The following is a 20,229-nucleotide window of genomic DNA, read 5'->3' on the forward strand; positions in this document are numbered from 1 at the left end:
GCCAGATTGGCGTGGATTCCCACTTACTTCACGCCAAATCCTTCTTATAATGCCAGCTTCACTCGTGAAGGAGACCCGCTTATGTTGAAAGGATTAACCGTTGCCGCTGCGCTGCTGCTGTCGGGCTGTAGCCTGATGCATAAACAACCGCCGGCCCCCCAGACGCTGCACTACCGCTGTGGGACGCTGCCGCTGACCGTCACGCTTGATGAAGCGCAGCAGCAGGTCAGTTTTATTATGGATGGTCAGCCGCTGACGCTGAAACAGACGGTGTCCGCCTCTGGCGCCCGCTACAGTGACGGCAACTACGTCTTCTGGTCCAAAGGAAACGGCGCGTTTATCGAACGTAACGATAAAATTGTCGTCAATGATTGTGAGCTGCAACCCGCCAGCTGACTGTTTATCTGAATAGGCGAACATTATGAGCGACAGCGAAACGCTGCACACCATCGCCCACCTGCGGCGTGAATATACCCGCGGCGGGTTGCGCCGCAAGGATCTGCCGGACAATCCGATTGCGCTGTTTGAACAGTGGCTGAGCCAGGCCTGCGAAGCGAAACTGCCCGATCCCACGGCGATGACCGTGGCGACGGTGGATGAGGAAGGGCAGCCGTGGCAACGCATCGTTCTGCTGAAGCATTTTGATGCGCAGGGCATGGTGTTTTATACCAATCTGGGCAGCCGCAAGGCACTGCAGCTGGCGCACAACCCGCGCATCTCGCTGCATTTCCCGTGGCACTTTCTGGAGCGTCAGGTGCTGGTGCTGGGCGAAGTGGAAAAGCTGTCGCCGCTGGAGGTGCTGAAATACTTCCACAGCCGTCCGCGTGACAGCCAGATTGGCGCCTGGGTCTCGAAGCAGTCGAGCCGCATTTCGGCGCGCGGCATTCTGGAAGGCAAGTTCCTTGAGCTTAAACAGAAGTTCCAGCAGGGCGAGATCCCGCTGCCCAGTTTCTGGGGTGGCTACCGGGTGAAATTTCACACGGTGGAGTTCTGGCAGGGCGGCGAACATCGCCTGCACGATCGTTTCCTCTATCAGCGCGATCACGACGGCTGGAAAATCGACCGACTGGCACCCTGAATCGGTAACATTCCCGCCTTTCAGCGCTGGCACAGAAGGCGTCAGCGCTTTATGCTATAGCCCTTATTTTTTCGATTCCGCAACTCAGCGGAAAGCTGTGTACCAGCATAGGTGCAGTCTGATCAATTTGGAGTCAGTGATGACCAGCAGTAACCTGATACAACAATTGCAAGAGAGGGGCCTGATCGCCCAGGTGACGGATGAAGACGCGTTAACAGAGAAACTGGCGCAGGGGCCAATTTCGCTCTATTGCGGCTTTGACCCCACTGCTGACAGCTTGCATTTGGGCCATCTGGTACCGCTGCTCTGCCTGAAGCGTTTTCAGGATGCCGGACACAAGCCGGTGGCGCTGGTTGGCGGGGCGACCGGCCTGATTGGCGACCCCAGCTTTAAAGCCGCAGAGCGTAAACTCAATACCAGCGAAACCGTCAATGAATGGGTTGAAAAGATCCGCCAGCAGGTGGCGCCATTCCTTGATTTCGATTGCGGCAGCAACAGCGCTATCGCCGCCAATAACTACGACTGGTTTGGCAGCATGAACGTGCTGACCTTCCTGCGGGATATTGGCAAACACTTCTCCGTGAACCAGATGATCAATAAAGAAGCGGTGAAGCAGCGTCTGAACCGTGACGACCAGGGCATCTCTTTCACCGAGTTCTCCTACAATCTGCTGCAGGGCTACGACTTCGCCTGTCTGAACGAGCGCCACGGCGTCTCGCTGCAGATTGGCGGCTCGGATCAGTGGGGCAACATCACTTCCGGTATCGATCTGACCCGTCGTCTGCATCAGAACCAGGTGTTTGGCCTGACGGTTCCGCTGATCACCAAGTCTGACGGCACCAAATTCGGTAAAACCGAAGGCGGCGCAGTCTGGCTGGATGCGAAGAAAACCAGCCCGTACAAGTTCTATCAGTTCTGGATCAACACCGCGGATGCTGATGTCTACCGCTTCCTGAAGTTCTTCACCTTTATGAGCATTGAAGAGATCAATGCGCTGGAAGAAGAGGACAAAAACAGCGGCACCGCGCCACGCGCGCAGTATGTGCTGGCTGAGCAGGTAACGCGTCTGGTACACGGTGAAGCCGGACTGGCCGCCGCAAAACGCATTACCGACAGCCTGTTCTCCGGCGCCATCAGCGAGATGACCGAAGCAGACTTCGACCAGCTGGCGCAGGATGGTATGCCAACCATCGTGCTGGGTGCTGACGATGATCTGCAGCAGGCGCTGGTGAAAGCGGAGCTGGTGCCGTCACGTGGCCAGGCACGTACCATGATCGGATCAAACGCAGTCTCACTGAACGGTGAGAAGCAGTCGGACGCCGAGTACCGCTTCAGCGACAGTGATAAGCTGTTTAATCGCTACACGCTACTGCGTCGCGGCAAGAAACATTACTGCCTGATTAACTGGCAGTAAGATTTCAGGGCCGGTTTCCGGCCCTTTTTTATGGCAGGACAGGGCAAACAAGTGAAAAATATTTTAGCGATTCAGTCGCACGTTGTTTTTGGTCATGCCGGTAACGCGGCGGCTGAGTTTCCGATGCGCCGCATGGGCGCGAACGTCTGGCCGCTGAATACCGTACAGTTTTCTAACCATACCCAATATGGTCACTGGACCGGCACGGTGATGCCCGCCACCCACTTAACCGATATCGTGAAAGGCATTGCTGACATTGACCGCCTGAAAACCTGTGATGCGGTGCTGAGCGGCTATCTGGGATCGGCGGAGCAGGGCGAACAGATATTAGAGATTGTCCGTCAGGTGAAAGCGGCCAATCCCGACGCCTGGTATTTCTGCGATCCGGTGATGGGTCACCCGGAAAAAGGCTGCATCGTGGCACCGGGCGTGGCGGAGTTTCACTGCAAAATGGCGATGCCCGCCAGCGATATCATCGCGCCGAATCTGCTGGAGCTGGAGATGCTGAGCGAGCGCAGCATTACCGATGTCGCTGCCGCGGTGGATGCCGCACGGGCGCTGATCGCCCAGGGACCGAAAGTGGTGCTGGTCAAACATCTGGCACGTGCCGGCCGTCGCAGCGATCGCTTTGAAATGCTGCTGGTGACCGCTGAAGATGCCTGGCACATCAGCCGTCCGCTGGTCGATTTTGGCGTACGTCAGCCGGTCGGCGTGGGCGATCTGACCAGCGGCCTGCTGCTGGTCAATCTGCTGCATGGCAAAAGCCTGCAGGATGCGCTGGAGCACGTAACGGCGGCAGTGTATGAAGTGATGCTGAAAACCCATCAGATGGGCGAGTATGAACTGCAGCTGGTGGCGGCTCAGGATGCGATTGCCGCGCCAACGCAGCACTTCGCGGCAGAAAAACTGTAAAACGGAACAGGGCCGCTTCAGCGGCCCTGTTTATTAAGTGGTTCCCTTACTGTAACCCTTCGGCTTTTAACGCCGCCTGCACCGCCGGACGCGCCGCTACCCGACTGAACCAGCTCTCCAGTGCTTCACATCCCGATAAATTGAGCTTCAGCGCTTTCGCCCAGCGCGTCACCACATAGAGATACGCATCGGCCACGCTGAAGCGCAGCCCCATCAGCCACTGTCTGTCATGCAGGCTCTCATCGACATAGCGAAATTTCGCCTCCAGCTGCGTACGTGCCCGCGCTTTCTCCTCGTCCGTGGTGTCCGGACGAAACAGCGGCGTAAAGCCTTTGTGCAGCTCGCTGCTGGTGTAGCTCAGCCATTCAATGGTGTGATAGCGCGTCAGGCTGCCGGCAGGCGCCAGCAGATGGCGATCGGGCTTGAGATCTGCCAGGTACTGCACAATCGCCACGCCTTCAGTCAGTACCGTGCCATCACTGAGCTGCAGCGCCGGTACCTGACCTTTGGGATTGATTTGCCGAAAATCGTCGCCCCGTTCCGTGAGTTTTTTTGCCAGATCAACGTTCACCTGAGTGAAGTCGAGCCCGCATTCGCGCATGACAATGTGGGGTGAGAGAGAGCAGGCACCCGCTTTGCAAAACAGTTTCATGACCAGGCCTCCTTGATGCGATGGGATCACAGCATAGTAAAGGCTCAGCGAAGAATTGCCAGTGACGCGGATCAGGATCTGCGACCGGAGCCGCCGCAGCAAAAAAAAAGCCGGGCAGAGCCCGGCTGGAGAAGCGTCAGGAAATTACGCCTCAGCTTTTTTCGTTTCTGCGTCAGTATCCTGGGTCATGCGGTTAAGCAACGGCGCAGTAACCAGCATCAGCAGAGCAATCACCGCGGTAACGATACCGATCTGCTGGAATACGCGGCTGTAGGTCGCCAGTGACATCAGCGGATCGGTCACGTTTTCCGGCACCGCCATCAGATTCGCCACTTTACCGGCAATCACTGCCGCGCCAGCGGTGGTCAGGAACCATGAGCCCATGATAAAGCCCATCAGACGCTGCGGCACCAGCTGGGCCACCATCGCCAGGCCGAGACCGGAGATCATCAGTTCACCGATACTCTGCAGCGCATAGCTCAGAATCAGCCAGTTAACCGAGACAATACCGGCATCGCTGGCGAACTTCGCGCCCACCGGCAGCACCAGAAACGCCCCTGAGCAGAGCACCATGCCGAAAGCAAACTTATGCGGCATCGGCAGCTTATCGCCCAGCTTGTTGTAAAGCGCCGCCAGCAGCGGGCTGGCCAGCATGATCCAGAACGGGTTCAGTGCCTGGAACTGTTCCGGCGCAAAGGTGATGCCGAGAATGCTGTGTTCAACGTTGCGGATTGCAAAGAAGTTCAGCGAGGTGGGCATCTGCATGTAGAGCACAAAGAACAGGATCGCTTCCACCATCAGCAGGAAGGCCACAATCATCTTACGACGCGCGGCACCCTGCAGGGCAAAGGCCTCTTTGGCAAACACCAGTATGATACCCAGCGCAATCACTGCCAGCACCAGGCGGGCGATAGACTGGTGATGCAGCATCCAGTTAGCCAGCGCCACCAGCACCACCACGCCAACCAGCGTCATCAGCAGCTTTCCAATATGCAGCGGTGCGAAGTCCGGTTTAGAACCGTAATCTTTCACCATGCGCTTGCAGAACAGGAAGTTGAACAGGGTGATCACCAGACCAATCACCGACAGCGAGAACGCCACGTTATAGCCATATTTCGCCGCTAACCACGGGGTCAGCATCATCGAAAACAGCGAACCGATGTTGATCGACATATAGAACATGGTGAAAGCACCGTCGATACGCGGGTCATCTTTGTCGTAGCAGGTGGAGAGCAGCGAAGAGGGGTTGGCTTTGAACAGGCCGCTACCGACAGCGATGGTCGCCATGCCGATATAGACAATGCTCACGTTGTGACCGGAGAACGCCACCAGCGCATAACCCAGCGCCAGCACCAGGACACCCAGCACAATCACGCGTTTGGTGCCCAGCACTTTATCGCCAAGCCAGCCGCCAATCGCCACCAGCCCGTAGACCAGGGCGCTGAACGAGGAGAACAGCGTGATGGAATCGGATTCAGACATCCCCAGCTGTTTCACCAGGTAAACCGCCATGATGGCCTGAAGACCGTAAAAACCAAACCGCTCCCACAGCTCAATCGAGAAGATTAAGTAGAACGCCTTTGGCTGTTTAAACGCATTGAGACTAACTGTCTCATCAGTGTGTTTGTTTGCAGTTGACACATGTACCTCAGTTTTATCACACCCTGTTTCGGGACAGGAATTAAGTCCGCGTCATGTGAGTTGTCCATGCGCAAGATTGTTATTAGAAGGGAAAAGCGGCGCCTAATTTGGCTGATTAAGCGCGACAGGGCAAGAATTTTCTGACCACTGGATGACCCTGATATTATCGGGTTAAAAAACTTATAACAAACTGTTAATCGGATTTAAATATGGCAAGCGGGGATTATAGCAGTATAAATAGGGTGGATGCGAGTCACGGCCTGGATAATATTGATATTAACTGCTAATGGACGATTATCCAGATTAATAGTTTGTTGAATAATCACTATCCAGCACTATGAGTCAGTCAGCGGCTATTTATCAGGCGAAGCGATGAAAAAAACCTCATTTACCCGCCTGCTTTGCGTTAAAAGTGAGCAAATGACGATCCTGCGCACAAACAGATGATTTAATTCAGGAAGAAAAAGAAGAAACCGTTTGCGTGGCGGAAATCTACGCAGCAAAAGCGGTGCGCGAGTGGCAATCGAAGCATAAAACTTCTGTCTGCGGCAGTTATCAGGTGCGCGGGTTATCCGGCAAAAATCGACCGTGATGAAGAGGCCGCCGGGCAGACTCGACAAAAAATTAACATTTAATCACCTTCCCGCGCCCGTCATAAGGCTCGTCCCAGGTGCTCTCCTTTACGTTGTTCTCCCGCTGTGATTACCGCGCTGATGTTATTGCCGCAGCCTGTCTGTAGAGCAACATTAACGCTGGTGATACTGCTTAAATAATTCATCGAACCATTCGATAAAAACCCTGACCTTAGGAGGAAGATAGCGTCGGTCAGGATAGAGGATGGAAACCGGTTTGGTTACCGTTGCGTAGTCAGATAACAGTTCCGTCAGCCTGCCCGCCTCAATGTCAGTTTCTAATGCCGCGCGTATGGCATGAAGTATACCAAGGCCTTGCAGGCCGCAGGATAACAACACATCTGAATTATTAACCCGCATACTGTGTGCCGGTCGCCGTGAAATAACCTCACCGTTAACAACAAATCTCCATTCATGGAGGTCACGACTATGCTCGCTAAAAAAACAGACGGCTTTATGATCAGCAAGATCATCCGGCGTCTGAGGCGTGCCATATTTTTTCAGATAGGAGGGGGCTGCACAGGTCACCATCTGCAGATCGCCGACACGACGCGAAATAAAATTTGAATCCGCAAGCTCACCGAGACGTATAACACAATCGACGCCTTCGGAAATCAGGTCAGTCAGACGATCTGAAGCCGTTAAGACAATGTCAATCTGCGGATACAGAGCCTGAAAATTAGCCAGGAAGGGGAGCAGAATACTGTGCGTCAGGGCCAGCGGAGCATCAATGCGAAGCTCACCGTGCGGCAACTGATCGGGCGAATAAGAGGCCATCATCTCACTGACATCGGTCAGAAGCGCTTTGGCTCGCTGATAAATTTCCTCTCCTTCAGCCGTCACACTCAGACTGCGCGTGGTGCGATGCAGCAGTTTAACGCCCAGCGTATCCTCCAGCTGCTTCACCGACTTGCTGACCGCAGGGCGATGCAACTGCAAAGCGTCAGCGGCACGGGTGAAGCTGCGCAGTTCTACAACCTGAACAAAAATGTCCATCAACTCAAGCATGTTCGGGCGCACGTTTTTAACTCCGCTGAAATAGTATGACCAAAATTGTGATAGCCGGGAGTATAACCCAGCTCGATTGTTTCTCCTGCAGAAACACTGAACCTCTTTTTGATGGCTTTTTACCCGCGATCGCTTTGCTTATCATGCCTCTCTGATACAGGCACACAGGAAATGACAGAAATGAAAGCATGGTTATTAAAAGATTTTGGTCTTGAAAACTTAAAACTGGAAGAGGTTGAGACCCCCACACCCGGTCCGGGTGAACTTCTGGTAAAAGTTGGCGCGGTTTCGCTGAACTTCAGGGACAAAGCCATCGTGGAGGGTTTTTATGAGCCACATCTGGTGCCAAAGCCCCTTATCCCGGTCTCTGATGCGTCAGGAACCGTGGTTGCCACCGGTGAGGGGGTAACCCGTTTCAGCATTGGCGATCGCGTTAATTCACATCTCTATTCCCGCTGGCTGGATGGCGAACCGGCTGCCGACGAGCCAGCCTGGTGTATAGGCATGCCGTTACCTGGCGGACTGGCTGAGTACATGATTCTTCATGAAGATAGCGCGGTCAAAGCCCCGGACAGCATGACAGATGAGGAAGCCTCCACTCTTCCTATTGCGGCGTTGACGGCATGGTACTCGCTAATGGATATCGGTAATTTGCAGCCCGGACAAACCGTGCTGGTACAGGGAACCGGCGGTGTATCCGTGTTTGCTGCTCAGATAGCGCATGCCTATGGGGCGCGGGTGATTGCGACATCCAGTAACGATGCCAACCTCGAACGGATTAAATCGCTGGGGGCGGATGAGGGGATTAATTATAAAAAATGGCCTCAATGGCAAAATAAAGTTCTGGAGCTGACCGGGGGTAAGGGCGCTGATGTCACGGTGGAGGTTGCCGGTGGCAGCGGCATTAACCAGTCAATTACGGCAACCAAAGTGGCCGGAACGATTGCACAGGTAGGTTTTCTTACCGGTCAGACAGCGCAGCTTGATTTAATGCCGTTAATTTTCCGCCAGACAACCATCAGAGGCATTGCAGTGGCACCCCGTTCCTCGTTTGATCGGATGAACCCATTCCTGAATAAACACCATATCAAACCCGTTATTGAACAGGTTTACCGCTTTAGCGAGGCAGTCGACGCTTTTGAGCATCTCTCCCGGGGTGCATTTGGCAAAATCGTTATTAAAATGGATAGCTGATAACGTCAGTCGTCGTTGTCAAAAAGAAAAGGTACCCGACGTGGGCGACAATGATCGCCTGCGTTTGCCCTTCCGGTTTTACCCGGATCAGCAGGGTGACAAGCGGTAAGGCAGCCAGCAGACCGCCCGGTCGATCGCTGTGCTTCGCGGTTTCGGAAATCAGTACCACCTTAACAGCGGCTATCAGGTCGTTGAGATGAACCAGAGCCGCGTTTTCCGGTAAAGTTGAGGCGTAGCAAGGGCGCTAGACAAGAAATTAACATTACTGTAACCTCTTAATTTCCCTCATAAGGATCGTCCCATGTCTTCCCCTTTACGTTTATCTCTGGTTGGCGACTACCGTGCTGACGCCGTAGCCCATCAGGCCATTCCGCTGGCGATTGAACGTGCCGCCGCCCATCTGAATATCCGCGTTGACGCTGAATGGATTGCCACTGAACAGCTGGGCGATCTGAGCCGCCTGCAACAACGTGAGGCGATCTGGGTGGTACCTGGCAGTCCTTACCATAATGATGCGGGCGTTTTCGCCACCATCCGGCTGGCGCGGGAACAGGGCAAACCCTTTCTCGGCTCCTGCGGCGGATTTCAGTACGCGGTGATTGAATATGCCCGCAACGTGCTGGACTGGCAGGATGCGGCACATGCTGAGACCGATCGGACCGGGCGGATGGTGATAGCGCCTCTCAGCTGTTCGCTGGTGGAGCAGCGGGGCGCGGTGAGATTTGAAGCCGGTTCACGCATTGCGCAGGCCTACGCTACGCTCAGCAGCGATGAAGGCTACCACTGTAACTTCGGCGTTAATCCTGAGTTCACGGCAGCGCTGGCCGGTAAGACGCTGGACATTACCGCATGGGATGCCGACGGTGACGTGCGCGGCGTAGAACTGCAGGATCATCCTTTCTTTGTGGCAACGCTGTTCCAGTCAGAGCGTGCGGCCCTGCAACAACAGGATTCACCGCTGGTGATTGCCTGGATGCAGGCCGCACTGGCACAACGCTAATGCGCGGCACGCTGTGACACTGTCACAGCGTGCCCGGTTAATCACGCAGCAGCGCCGGGCGTCTGGCGTCAAACGCCCAGTTTTCGATCAGAAATTGCATCCCGATCGCATCATTGCGATTTTTATCCGGCAGCGCGTTGTAGAGTGCATGTGCCGCGTCGACCCGCTTCATATCCAGCGTAATCCCCAGGCCGGGTCCTTCAGGCAGCTCCAGAAAGCCGTCGCGGATCTGCGGTGCCTGCTGCGTCAGCTGCTGTCCATCCTGCCAGATCCAGTGCGTATCGAAGGCGGTCAGCCGATCGCCAGGTGCTGCGGCACCCAGATGCGCTACCATCGCCAGCGATACATCAAAATGGTTATTTGAGTGACAGCCGGTAGTCAGTCCCCATTCATGGCACAGCTGCGCCACGGTGTGCGCATTGCGCATCGTCCAGAAGTGCGGATCGGCCAGCGGGATGTCGATGGCATTGAGCTGTAAAGCGTGCTGCAACTGACGCCAGTCGTTGGCGATCATATTAGTGGCAACCGGGATACCGGTAGCGCGCTTAAATTCCGCCAGCGTCTCACGGCCGGAATAGCCGTTTTCCGCGCCACAGGGATCTTCCAGATAGGGAATACGGCCCGCCAGCTGACGACCGTAGTAAATCGCTTCATCCAGTGACCAGCTGGCGTTGGGATCAACAGTGACCCGCGCCGTGGGGAAGCGCGCCAGCAGCGCATTCACCGTCTCCACTTCCACTTCGGGGTGATGCACGCCGCCTTTGAGTTTGAAGTCACGGAAACCGTAGCGATCGGTGGCGGCTTCTGCCAGCCGCACCACCGCTTCGGCATCCATCGCTTTTTCATGGCGCAGGCGGAGCCAGTCATCGCCACCGGCCTGGCCCGGCTGGTAATTCATGGTGGTCAGATGCCGGTCGGCGATATAGAACAGGTAGCCGAGTACCGGCACCCGATCGCGCTGTTTGCCGCTGGCCAGCAGCTCGGCGACCGGCAGATCGAGGTGCTGCCCCAGCAGGTCGAGTAACGCCGCTTCAATCGCCGCGGCGGCGTTGTAGAACTTCTCCGGATTCATCTGCGGAATATGAATATTATCGGTATGCGCACTTTGCTGGTGGCGCGCATCGCTGGCGAACAGCGTCGAAATGGTGGCGTTAAGCCGCAGCAGATCGCTGCCCTCAATCTGTGGCCGAAAACGCTCAAGCAGCGCCAGCGTCGAGGCGTGGCACGGGCTTTCGCCGACCCCGGTGCGGCCAGCGGAGTCAGTAAGAATCACCAGAATGCGGGTGAAATAGCAGTTATGCGCGCCGCCAATATTCAGCAGCATACTGTCATAGCCGGCGACCGGCACCACCCGCATAGATTTAATGACTGGACTGGCTGACATGTTGATTCTCCATAGGGACAAGGGAAGACGGGGCCGGTTTGCGACGCAGCAGCAGCCACAGACCGGTCAGCAGCGAGACGCTGGTCAGGGCGTAGAGACCGCCGGTGGTTGAGCCGGTCTTCATTTCCAGATAGCCAAATACCGTCGGCGCGAAGAAGCCGCCGAGATTACCGATTGAGTTCACCAGCGCAATGCCGGGTGCCACAATCGAGGCGGGCAGTTCGCCCTGTGGCATCGGCCAGAAAAAGGTGGCGCTGACTTTCGAGCCAATGCAGGCGACGATCATCGCCACGAAACCAAACCACGGCGATCCCAGCGTCGCCATAAAGGTGCCGCAGGCGGCGACCAGCATGGCGGCACCCAGCGCCTTATTCAGCTTGTCACGATGGCGATCAGAAAAGCGGCTCAGCAGGTTGATGGCGACAATCGCGCACAGCCAGGGCACGGCGGTCAGAATCCCGATGCCAAAACTGCTGAAGCCCTGAATACGCTGAATAATCTGTGGCAGCCAGAACACCAGCGTGTAGCCGGTCATGGTCATGGTGAAGAAAATAACGCAGAAGAACAGCAGGCTGCGGTTACGCAGCAGCGACATCCGGCCCGGCTGCTGATTAAGCTGGTCGCGATGGGCTTCTTCGTTGTGCAGCTGCTGTGCCAGCGCCTGCTTTTCCGGTTCGCTGAGCCAGCGAGCATCGGCAGGTCGCGAAACCAGCACCCAGGCGGCCAGAATCCCCACCAGCACCGAAGCGCCACCTTCCAGAAACATCACCCATTTCCAGCCCGCGATGCCGAGAAAATTATGCATCATCAGGATCGCGCCGGTAATCGGGCCGGAAAAGAGAAAGGCCCCGGCGGTCGCGCTCAGCACCATCGCGGTAGCCCGACCGCGCCAGGCATTCGGCACCCACTGGCGAAAATAGAACAGTACGCCGGGAAAGAAGCCCGCCTCGGCGACGCCGAGTAAAAAGCGCAGCAGATAGAACTGCGTCGCCGAGGTGATAAAGCCGGTCAGCACCACGACCAGCCCCCAGGTAATCATGATGCGCGTCAGCCAGACCCGGGCACCAAAACGCTTCATCATCAGGTTACTCGGCACCTCAAACAGCGCGTAACCGATAAAAAACAGCCCGGCGCCCAGCCCGAAAGCCGCGGCGCTGATGCCGGCATCGGTCTGCAGCTCTGCTTTGATAAAGCCTATATTGGCGCGGTCGATCTGATTAATGATCAGCATAACGGCCAGCATCGGAATGATGCGGGTGAAAAACTTTTTGATGGCGGAGGCAATCAGCTCATCGTGATCGAGTGACAGGGCGCTTTCCATCGGTCTTCCTCGCGGTTGCGTAAAGAAGAGTAAAGTGTAAGGAGATGAAAAGGCGGGCTCTATGGGCAATCGCCCAAGGCAGACTGGGCGTCCGGCCTGGGCGAGAGTGTTATCAGTATGTTATAGAAAAGCCGCTGCGCTTTGGCTGACCAAATCTGTGGCACGGATCAAGTTCGGCGCTGACGCCATACGGCGGGAATCAGGCGCTGGCGGTCTGACGGCGCTGGGCGATCAGTTCCGCGCGCTGCAACAGGGCCTGCAAATCATCTTCGTCGATATCCAGCAGTTCACCGGCTTCCAGCGCCTGGTGCAGATCCGCGCGCGTCAGCGGTACCGGCATCGCTACCGGCTCCGGTTTCACCTCTTCCGGGGCCAGCGGGTGTGGATAGCGGCGTCCGGCCAGGTTATTAAACAGCATAGCCAGCAGGGCCAGCGTCACCGAGTTGATCAGCACCGGCGTCAGCACAAAGTGGTAGCCCATCTGCTGCACCGTCGGACCGCCTAAAATGGCGGTCAGGGCCACCGCACCACCCGGTGGATGCAGGCAGCGCAGCTTAAACATCAACAGAATGGCCAGACCGGCGGCAACGCCCATGGCAATAGCGGGATGGGGGATAAACTGACTCACCGTGACGCCAGCCAGTGCCGACAGCGTATTTCCGCCAACCACTGCCCACGGCTGCGCCAGTGGACTGGCCGGCACGCCAAACAGCAGCACCGCCGAAGCGCCGACCGGGGCGATAAACCATAAATTCAGCTCGCCCAGCAGCCAGTGGCTGAGCAGGCTGGTCAGAATCAATCCGCTACCGGCACCCAGGCTGGCAAAAAAAATATGCTTTTTACTCACCGCCAGCGGATGTGGCCAGAGACGGGCCAGAAACAGGCGTACCGCGTGCCTGCCGGTGGAAGGGCTGTTATTCATTACTTTACTCACCGTGTCATAACATTTTCTTATCGTCAGGGGCGGCGATTTTCCATCATCAACATCAATGTAACAACCCGACAAACTGTGCAGGTATCAACGGCGGGACATGGGGGCGGAAGAAGATCATTGCGTGGCGGCGCGACCAGCAATAAAAAACCCGCCGTAGAGGGTCAGAGCAGCCGGTTAATCGACTTTATCGGGATACTCACACAGGTCTTCAATCAGACAGGCACCACAGCGCGGCTTGCGCGCCACGCAGGTGTAACGACCATGCAGAATCAGCCAGTGATGACAGTCGACCTTGTACGCCGCCGGCACTACCTTCAGCAGTTTCTGCTCCACCTCTTCAACATTTTTACCCGGCGCAAAGCGGGTGCGATTGCTGACGCGAAAGATATGGGTATCGACCGCGATGGTTGGCCAGCCAAACGCGGTATTCAGCACCACGTTAGCGGTTTTACGGCCAACGCCGGGCAGGGCTTCCAGCGCGGCACGATCTTCCGGCACCTCGCCATTGTGCTGTTCCAGCAGGATGCGGCAGGTCTTAATCACATTCTCCGCTTTGCTGTTAAACAGCCCGATAGTTTTGATGTATTCCTTCACGCCCTCAACGCCCAGCGCCAGCATCGCCGCCGGAGTATTCGCCACCGGATAGAGCCGGGCGGTGGCTTTATTGACGCTGACGTCAGTCGCCTGGGCCGAGAGCAGTACCGCAATCAGCAGCTCAAACGGGGAGCTGAAGTTAAGCTCGGTGGTCGGATGCGGATTATTCTGCTGCAGCCGACGCAGGATCTCATTACGTTTCGTCTGGTTCACACCGCTTTCCCGGTTGCACCCTGTGGCGTCGCAGTGGCTGCGGCTTCTGCCCGCTGTGCGGCCCGCTGCTTCATCTTCTGGTCGATCAGATATTTGCCTGCCAGCATCATGCCAAGGCCGATAAAGGCGCCAGGCGGCAGCATAGCCAGCAGCATCGGCGAGTCAAAATGGACCACCTCGATGCGTAACGACTTCGCCCACGGCCCCAGCAGCTGATCGGCACCGTTGAACAGCGTGCCGCTGCCGATGATTTCGCGCATCGAACCCAGCACGACCATGGCGCAGGTCGCGCCCATACCGATAGCGAATCCATCCAGCGCCGCCAGCGGGATACTGCTTTTTGAGGCCACAGCTTCGGCCCGGCCAACCACGATGCAGTTAGTGACAATCAGCGGGATAAAGATGCCCAGTGACTGATACAAACCGTAGGCGTAGGCGTTGATCAGCATCTGTACGCAACTCACCACCGAGGCGATGATCATCACGTAAATCGGGATACGGATCTCCGACGGCACCCAGCGGCGTGAGGCGGAGATAAAACTGTTGGTCAGGGTCAGCACCAGCGTGGTCGCCAGACCCAGTCCCAGCGCGTTGGTGGCGGTGGCGGTCACGGCCAGCAGCGGGCAGAGGCCCAGTAGCTGAACCAGCGCGGAGTTATTTTTCCACAGCCCGCCCACCAGCAGGCTTTTAGCTTCACTCATTTGCGTCTCCACATGCCGGTAACGAAGAGAATCTCTCCGGAAGGGTTTCAATTAACAGGGCGGTGCGTCTGGTGGCATTGACCACCGCGCGCGGCGTGATGGTGGCACCGGTAAACTGGTCGAACTCACCGCCATCCTTTTTCACCGCAAAGGCTTTATCGGTCGGCCCCTGAACCACTTTGCCATTAAAACTGTTGATCCAGTCTGAAATACGCAACTCAATTTTATCGCCCAGACCGGGCGTTTCATGGTGTTCAACCACCCGAACCCCCAGCACTTTACCGCTAAAATCAGCACCGACCAGCATCTGAATCGCACCTGAATAGCCGTCCGGCGCGGTCGTTTCCAGCGCAGCCGCCACCGGCTGACCCTGTTTCCGCGCCAGATAGAGGCGGTGAGGAGCACTATTGCCCAGTGCGGGATCGGTGACAACGTAACAATCCTGCTGAATATTGTTGTCGTAGAGCGTAGCCGGTACCACCTGATCCAGCAGGTTTTTTTGCTGCAGCTGGGTCTGATGCTCCACCGTGGGTTTGGTCACGGTATTCACCACGGCGGTGGCGGCAGTGGTAATCGCGGCAAAAATTGCCAGCGTCACGCCATTTTTACGAATGGTCTGCAGCATCGCTTAATCCTTGAGATGGCCGTAAACGCGCGGCTGAGTATAGTAATCGATCAGCGGCACGCAGATGTTAGCCAGCAACACCGCAAAGGCGACGCCATCCGGATAGCCGCCAAAACTTCTGATCAGCCAGACCAGCAGACCAATCAGCGCGCCGTAAAGCAGACGGCCGCGGTTCGTCGTGGAGGCGGTCACCGGATCGGTAGCGATGAAAAACGCCCCCAGCATGGTCGCGCCCGAGAACAGGTGAATCAGCGGGCTGTTCAGTGAATCAGGTGAGAACAGCCAGCCCAGCGTTGCGCACAACGCCAGCGACAGCAGCATAGCGGCAGGAATATGCCAGCGGATAGCCTTTTTCCACAGCAGAAACAGACCACCAGCCAGATAAGCCAGGTTGACCCACTGCCAGCCGAGACCCGCCAGTACGCCGCTGTAGATCGGCTGCGCCAGTAACTGATCGGCGCTGTGACCGGCGCGCAGACCGGTTTTAAAGGTATCCAGCGGCGTTGCCTGACTGACGCCATCCACACCCATCTGCAACTGCTGCATGGTTTCGCCTGCCAGCGTGTGGCCGCGGAATACCATGCTCAGGCTATCCAGCAGCGTCGGTTTGATCGCCTGAAGCGTGTCGGGCGGCAGCCAGCTGGTCATCTGCACCGGGAAGGAGATCAGCAGCACCACATATCCCACCATCGCCGGGTTAAACGGGTTCTGACCCAGCCCACCATACAGCTGTTTGGCAATCACGATGGCAAAGACCGTACCGATCACCACCAGCCACCAGGGCGCCAGCGGCGGCAGGCTGATGCCGATCAGCACCGCGGTCAGTAGCGCGGAGTTATCCGCCAGGTTGCTGCCAATCGGGGCTTTACGCAGCCGTAAAATCGCGGCTTCGGTCAGCCAGGCGGTCAGCGTTGCCAGTAAAACCTGCAAAAAAGTGCCGTAGCCAAAGAAATAACACTGTGCGGCAAAGCCCGGCACCGCCGCCAGCACCACCAGCAACATGATATTGCCGGTACTGCGGCGGTTATGGGTATAAGGGGAACTTGCGATACGAAAAGCCATTTAATCCTCAAGCGTCGTAGACGACTGCGCTTTACGCGCTTTGGCACGGGCGATGGCGGTCGCTATGGCAGCTTTACGCGCATCATCGGGTTGATTCAGTTCAGGTGCCTGTTCCGGTTCCGCGTTGGCGTTGTTGGCCTGCTCCTGCGCCTGTTCGGCTTTTTCTACGGCGTGGTGGGCGGCAGTGGCTGCTACCGCAGCATCCCGCGACGCTTCTTCTGCGGCCGCCGCCTGCGCCTGCGCTTTCTTCGCTTTGGCGCGGGCGATAGCCGCCTGCACCGCGGCTTTGCGCGGGTCTTCGGCTTCAGCAGCAGGCTCAGCAGCCGTCTGCGGCTCAGCATCCGCCGCGTTTTCAGCCTGTGCGGCTTTCTTCGCTTTGGCGCGGGCAATGGCCGCCTGCACTGCGGCTTTGCGCGGGTCTTCGGTTTCAGCGGCAGGCTCAGCGCCAGCTACCGTCTGCGGCTCAGCATCCGCCGCGCTTGCCGCCTGCGCGGCTTTCTTCGCTTTGGCGCGGGCGATAGCGGCCTGCACTGCGGCTTTACGCGGGTCTTCGGCTTCAGCAGCAGGCTCAGCAGCCGTCTGCGGCTCAGCATCCGCCGCGTTTTCAGCCTGTGCGGCTTTCTTCGCTTTGGCGCGGGCGATAGCCGCCTGCACTGCGGCTTTGCGTGGGTCGTCGGTTTCTGCAGCAGGCTCAGCGTCAGCTACCGTATACGGCTCAGCATCCGCCGTGCTTTCAGCCTGTGCGGCTTTCTTCGCTTTGGCGCGGGCGATAGCGGCCTGCACCGCGGCTTTACGCGGGTCTTCGGCTTCAGCGGCAGGCTCAGCAGCAGCCGTCTGCGGCTCAGCATCCGCCGCGTTTTCAGCCTGTGCGGCTTTCTTCGCTTTGGCTCGGGCAACGGCGGCTTCGACGGCGGCTTTACGCGGATCAACTTCCGCATCTTCACTGACTTCAGCCTCGGCTGGCGTCATTTTCTTCGCTTTGGCGCGGGCGATGGCCGCCTCAACCGCCGCTTTACGCGGATCGGTTGTCTGACGAGTCAGCGGCTGGGTTTCCGCCTGAGCCTCGGCCTGACGCAAACGTGCCTGTGCATGACGGGCTTCACGCTGCGCTTCGGCCGTGGCTTCATCCGGCTCGGCGCGACGGGCGGTTGCTCGTGCTTTCGCTGCGGCCAGTTCGCTGTTGTCACTGCGGGCAACGCGCTGTTTCGCTTCTTCGTGTCGCGCTTCACGCGCCTGCTTCTCACGTTCCAGTCGCGCCTGACGCGCTTCAAACCGCGCTTTGGCTTCGAGAGTCCGTTTCGCTTCCAGATCGATGGCGCGCAGTTCCGCTTTTTCCTGCCGGTAATATTGCACCAGCGGGATATTGCTCGGGCAGACATAGGCGCAGGCACCGCATTCAATGCAGTCATCAATATGATGGGCGCGCGCCTTGTCGTGATCGCCGCCCTGGCTGTACCAGTAGAGCTGCTGTGGCAGCAGCTTCGCCGGGCAGGCATCGGCGCAGGCGGAACAGCGAATACAGGACTGCTCTTCGTCGTTATTGCCCATTTCGCTGCCGGAAGGCGCCAGAATACAGTTGGTGATCTTCACCACCGGCACATCCAGCGACGGCAGGGTGAAGCCCATCAGCGGACCGCCCATGATCACCATCTGGCGCGGTCCAGGACGGAATCCAACCTGATGCAGCAGATGACTGATAGGGGTGCCGAGACGGCTCCAGACGTTGCGCGGCTGGGCGATCGCCTCGCCGGTCAGCGTCACCACGCGTTCGGTAATCGGTTCACCGTTGATAATGGCGCGCTTAACCGCCCAGGCGGTACCGACGTTCTGCATCAGCACGCCGATATCGGTCGAGCGTCCGCCGTGTGGCACCTCCATCCCGGTCAGGATGCGGGTCAGCTGTTTAGCACCGCCAGAGGGGTATTTGGTCGGGATCACCCGGATTTGCAGATCGCGCTCGCCGCCCAGTGCCTGCTTCAGCGCGGCAATGGCTTCAGGTTTATTATCTTCAATGCCAATCAGTACCCGCTCTGCCTGTAATACCCAGGCGAGAATCCGGCTGCCTTCCAGCACTTCAGCGGCGTAGTCCTGCATCAGGCGGTCATCCGCCGTGATGTAAGGTTCGCATTCCGCGGCGTTGATGATCAGCGTTTTAACACCGCGCAGGCCGCCTTTCAGCTTGGTGGCGGTGGGAAAACCGGCGCCGCCCAGGCCGGCAATACCGGCATCGTGAATGCGCTGCACGATGTCAGCGCGCGAATGCTGCCGGTAATCGGGGAGCGGATCGAGTGGCATCCAGCGGTCTTCGCCATCGGGCGTCAGGAAAATGCACAGCTCTGACAGGCCCGATGGATGGGCGGTCATGTGCTGACCGATTCCCTCAATGGTGCCGGAGGTCGGCGCATGCACCGGTAACATCCGGCCGGTGCCAAACGTCAGCGGCTGACCGCGCAGCACCTTATCGCCAGGCGCGACGCAGATTTCACCTTCATGACCGATATGCTGTTTCAGCGGGATGATAAAACGGTGCGGCAACGGCAGTTCGCTCAGTGGCGTGCCGTTGGACTGGGTTTTCATTTCCGGCGGATGAATGCCGCCATCGAAATCCCAGATCTTATCTTTTTTGAAAAAATTCAACAAATTAAGCATGGTTTTCTACCGGGATCACCCGCACCGGGATGCTGTTCAGATCCCATTTCCAGTTGGCAGGCGTCGTCTCAACCGGCCGCATCTCGATGCAGTCAGTCGGGCAGGGTGCCACGCAGAGATCGCAGCCGGTGCAGACATCGCTCAGCACGGTGTGCATCGCGCGGGTCGCCCCGACAATCGCATCGACCGGGCAGGCCTGAATACACTTGGTGCAGCCGATGCAGTTCGCTTCATCAATAAAGGCCACGGTGCGGACTGGCGCTTTGGCGGTTTCATCGCCATCAATCGGCTGCGGCTCAACATTGAGCAGCTCCGCCAGCTTGAGCATGGTCTGCTCTCCGCCTGGCGCGCACTTGTTGATCGCTTCTCCGTTATTGCCTACCGCATCGGCATAGGGACGGCAACCGGGATAGCCGCACTGTCCACACTGGCTCTGCGGCAGAATGGCATCAATTTGTTCAACGATGGGATCTTCTTCGACTTCGAAGCGACGTGAGGCGTAGCCCAGCAGCGCGCCGAACACCAGACTCAGCGCACTTAATACAGCAATGGCAATCCAGATCCCGGTCATCAGAATTTCACCAGGCCGGTAAAGCCCATAAACGCCAGCGCCATCAGGCCCGCGGTAATCAGGGCAATAGAGTTACCTTTGAACGGTGCCGGGACATTGGCCAGCACCAGACGTTCGCGCATGCCAGCGAACAGCACCATCACCAGCGAAAAGCCGAGCGAGGCGCTAAAGCCGTAGAGCGCCGCCTGTAAAAAGGTGTGATTCAGGTTCACGCTCAGCAGCGGCACGCCGAGCACCGCACAGTTAGTGGTGATCAGCGGCAGGAAAATGCCCAGCAGGCGATAGAGTGACGGGCTGGTTTTACGGACCACCATCTCGGTGAACTGCACCACCACGGCGATCACCAGGATATAGGCCATGGTGCGCAGATAGACCAGATCCAGCGGCAGCAGGATCAGGTGATTCACCAGCCAGGCGCAGATCGAGGCCAGGGTGATGACGAAGGTGGTGGCCAGGCCCATGCCGATCGCCGTTTCCAGTTTTTTGGAAACGCCCATAAACGGGCACAGGCCAAGGAACTTCACAAGCACGAAGTTATTAACCAGCACAGTACCAACAAAGAGAAGCAGATAATCGGTCATTTTTTCGCCTGGGAACCAGAAAGCGGCTTATTATCATAGATAGTGTGGCGTATCTCAACACCT

General features: G+C 57.4%; 19 protein-coding genes. 6 read left to right on the forward strand and 13 right to left on the reverse strand.

Going from position 1 to position 20,229, the window contains the following annotated elements; translation table 11 throughout:
• Positions 1-81 precede the first annotated feature (81 nt).
• From ACX3P5_RS08120 to pdxY, 4 genes are all read left to right on the forward strand, one after another.
• Positions 82-396, forward strand: a complete 315-nt coding sequence (locus ACX3P5_RS08120; protein WP_031377360.1) for an MliC family protein — start codon at positions 82-84, stop codon at positions 394-396.
• 25 nt (positions 397-421) lie between these two features.
• Positions 422-1,078 carry a pyridoxamine 5'-phosphate oxidase gene (gene pdxH / locus ACX3P5_RS08125; RefSeq protein WP_233984421.1) on the forward strand — a complete coding sequence of 219 codons (657 nt, stop codon included), beginning with the start codon at positions 422-424 and terminating at the stop codon, positions 1,076-1,078.
• Positions 1,079-1,217: 139 nt separating this feature from the next.
• Positions 1,218-2,492: a tyrosine--tRNA ligase gene (gene tyrS / locus ACX3P5_RS08130; protein WP_233984420.1), complete on the forward strand. Its 1,275-nt coding sequence runs from the start codon at positions 1,218-1,220 to the stop codon at positions 2,490-2,492.
• Between the two features lie 51 nt (positions 2,493-2,543).
• Positions 2,544-3,404 carry a pyridoxal kinase PdxY gene (pdxY, locus tag ACX3P5_RS08135; protein WP_233984419.1) on the forward strand — a complete coding sequence of 287 codons (861 nt, stop codon included), beginning with the start codon at positions 2,544-2,546 and terminating at the stop codon, positions 3,402-3,404.
• A 46-nt stretch (positions 3,405-3,450) separates the two neighbouring features.
• Here pdxY and gstA read toward each other — a convergent pair whose 3' ends face one another.
• From gstA to ACX3P5_RS08150, 3 genes are all read right to left on the reverse strand, one after another.
• A complete protein-coding gene (gene gstA, locus ACX3P5_RS08140) occupies positions 3,451-4,056 on the reverse strand; it encodes a glutathione transferase GstA (RefSeq protein WP_233984418.1) in 606 nt (201 codons plus the stop codon).
• Between the two features lie 144 nt (positions 4,057-4,200).
• Positions 4,201-5,697, reverse strand: coding sequence for a dipeptide/tripeptide permease DtpA (gene dtpA / locus ACX3P5_RS08145; RefSeq protein ID WP_458968525.1), 1,497 nt, complete (start codon positions 5,695-5,697; stop codon positions 4,201-4,203).
• A 746-nt stretch (positions 5,698-6,443) separates the two neighbouring features.
• Positions 6,444-7,337, reverse strand: a complete 894-nt coding sequence (locus ACX3P5_RS08150; protein ID WP_458969173.1) for a LysR family transcriptional regulator — start codon at positions 7,335-7,337, stop codon at positions 6,444-6,446.
• Between the two features lie 180 nt (positions 7,338-7,517).
• Here ACX3P5_RS08150 and ACX3P5_RS08155 point away from each other — a divergent pair, with 180 nt between their 5' ends.
• Complete coding sequence (locus ACX3P5_RS08155) at positions 7,518-8,531, forward strand: zinc-dependent alcohol dehydrogenase family protein (protein ID WP_233984415.1); 1,014 nt, start codon at positions 7,518-7,520, stop codon at positions 8,529-8,531.
• A gap of 301 nt (positions 8,532-8,832) precedes the next feature.
• Positions 8,833-9,531: a CTP synthase C-terminal region-related (seleno)protein gene (locus ACX3P5_RS08160; RefSeq protein WP_458968526.1), complete on the forward strand. Its 699-nt coding sequence runs from the start codon at positions 8,833-8,835 to the stop codon at positions 9,529-9,531.
• A gap of 37 nt (positions 9,532-9,568) precedes the next feature.
• Here ACX3P5_RS08160 and ACX3P5_RS08165 read toward each other — a convergent pair whose 3' ends face one another.
• The 10 genes from ACX3P5_RS08165 to rsxA all read right to left on the reverse strand — a co-directional run bounded on the left by ACX3P5_RS08165 (position 9,569) and on the right by rsxA (position 20,166).
• Positions 9,569-10,915 (reverse strand): enolase C-terminal domain-like protein, encoded by a 1,347-nt coding sequence (locus tag ACX3P5_RS08165; protein ID WP_458968527.1) that lies wholly within the window; start codon positions 10,913-10,915, stop codon positions 9,569-9,571.
• Entirely contained in the window at positions 10,893-12,236 is a 1,344-nt protein-coding gene (locus ACX3P5_RS08170; RefSeq protein WP_458968528.1) for an MFS transporter, read from the reverse strand. Before ACX3P5_RS08170 ends, ACX3P5_RS08165 begins: the two co-directional genes overlap by 23 nt.
• A gap of 199 nt (positions 12,237-12,435) precedes the next feature.
• Positions 12,436-13,158 carry an HPP family protein gene (locus ACX3P5_RS08175; protein ID WP_233984411.1) on the reverse strand — a complete coding sequence of 241 codons (723 nt, stop codon included), beginning with the start codon at positions 13,156-13,158 and terminating at the stop codon, positions 12,436-12,438.
• A 186-nt stretch (positions 13,159-13,344) separates the two neighbouring features.
• The gene (gene nth, locus ACX3P5_RS08180; RefSeq protein ID WP_233984410.1) at positions 13,345-13,977 is read right to left on the reverse strand and encodes an endonuclease III; all 633 of its coding nucleotides are present in this window, start codon (positions 13,975-13,977) and stop codon (positions 13,345-13,347) included.
• Positions 13,974-14,678: an electron transport complex subunit E gene (locus ACX3P5_RS08185; RefSeq protein ID WP_233984409.1), complete on the reverse strand. Its 705-nt coding sequence runs from the start codon at positions 14,676-14,678 to the stop codon at positions 13,974-13,976. Before ACX3P5_RS08185 ends, nth begins: the two co-directional genes overlap by 4 nt.
• On the reverse strand, positions 14,671-15,303 hold the full coding sequence (gene rsxG / locus ACX3P5_RS08190) for an electron transport complex subunit RsxG (RefSeq protein WP_233984408.1): 633 nt from the start codon (positions 15,301-15,303) through the stop codon (positions 14,671-14,673). The genes ACX3P5_RS08185 and rsxG overlap by 8 nt, the downstream gene beginning before the upstream one ends.
• Positions 15,304-15,306: 3 nt before the next feature.
• Entirely contained in the window at positions 15,307-16,365 is a 1,059-nt protein-coding gene (gene rsxD, locus ACX3P5_RS08195) for an electron transport complex subunit RsxD (protein WP_233984407.1), read from the reverse strand.
• Positions 16,366-19,014, reverse strand: a complete 2,649-nt coding sequence (rsxC, locus tag ACX3P5_RS08200; protein ID WP_458968529.1) for an electron transport complex subunit RsxC — start codon at positions 19,012-19,014, stop codon at positions 16,366-16,368.
• Positions 19,007-19,585, reverse strand: a complete 579-nt coding sequence (gene rsxB, locus ACX3P5_RS08205) for an electron transport complex subunit RsxB (RefSeq protein ID WP_233984405.1) — start codon at positions 19,583-19,585, stop codon at positions 19,007-19,009. The genes rsxC and rsxB overlap by 8 nt, the downstream gene beginning before the upstream one ends.
• Positions 19,585-20,166 carry an electron transport complex subunit RsxA gene (gene rsxA / locus ACX3P5_RS08210; RefSeq protein WP_031377346.1) on the reverse strand — a complete coding sequence of 194 codons (582 nt, stop codon included), beginning with the start codon at positions 20,164-20,166 and terminating at the stop codon, positions 19,585-19,587. The genes rsxB and rsxA overlap by 1 nt, the downstream gene beginning before the upstream one ends.
• Between the last annotated feature and the right edge of the window lie 63 nt (positions 20,167-20,229).

It is taken from the genome of Pantoea sp. S-LA4, assembly GCF_054482835.1.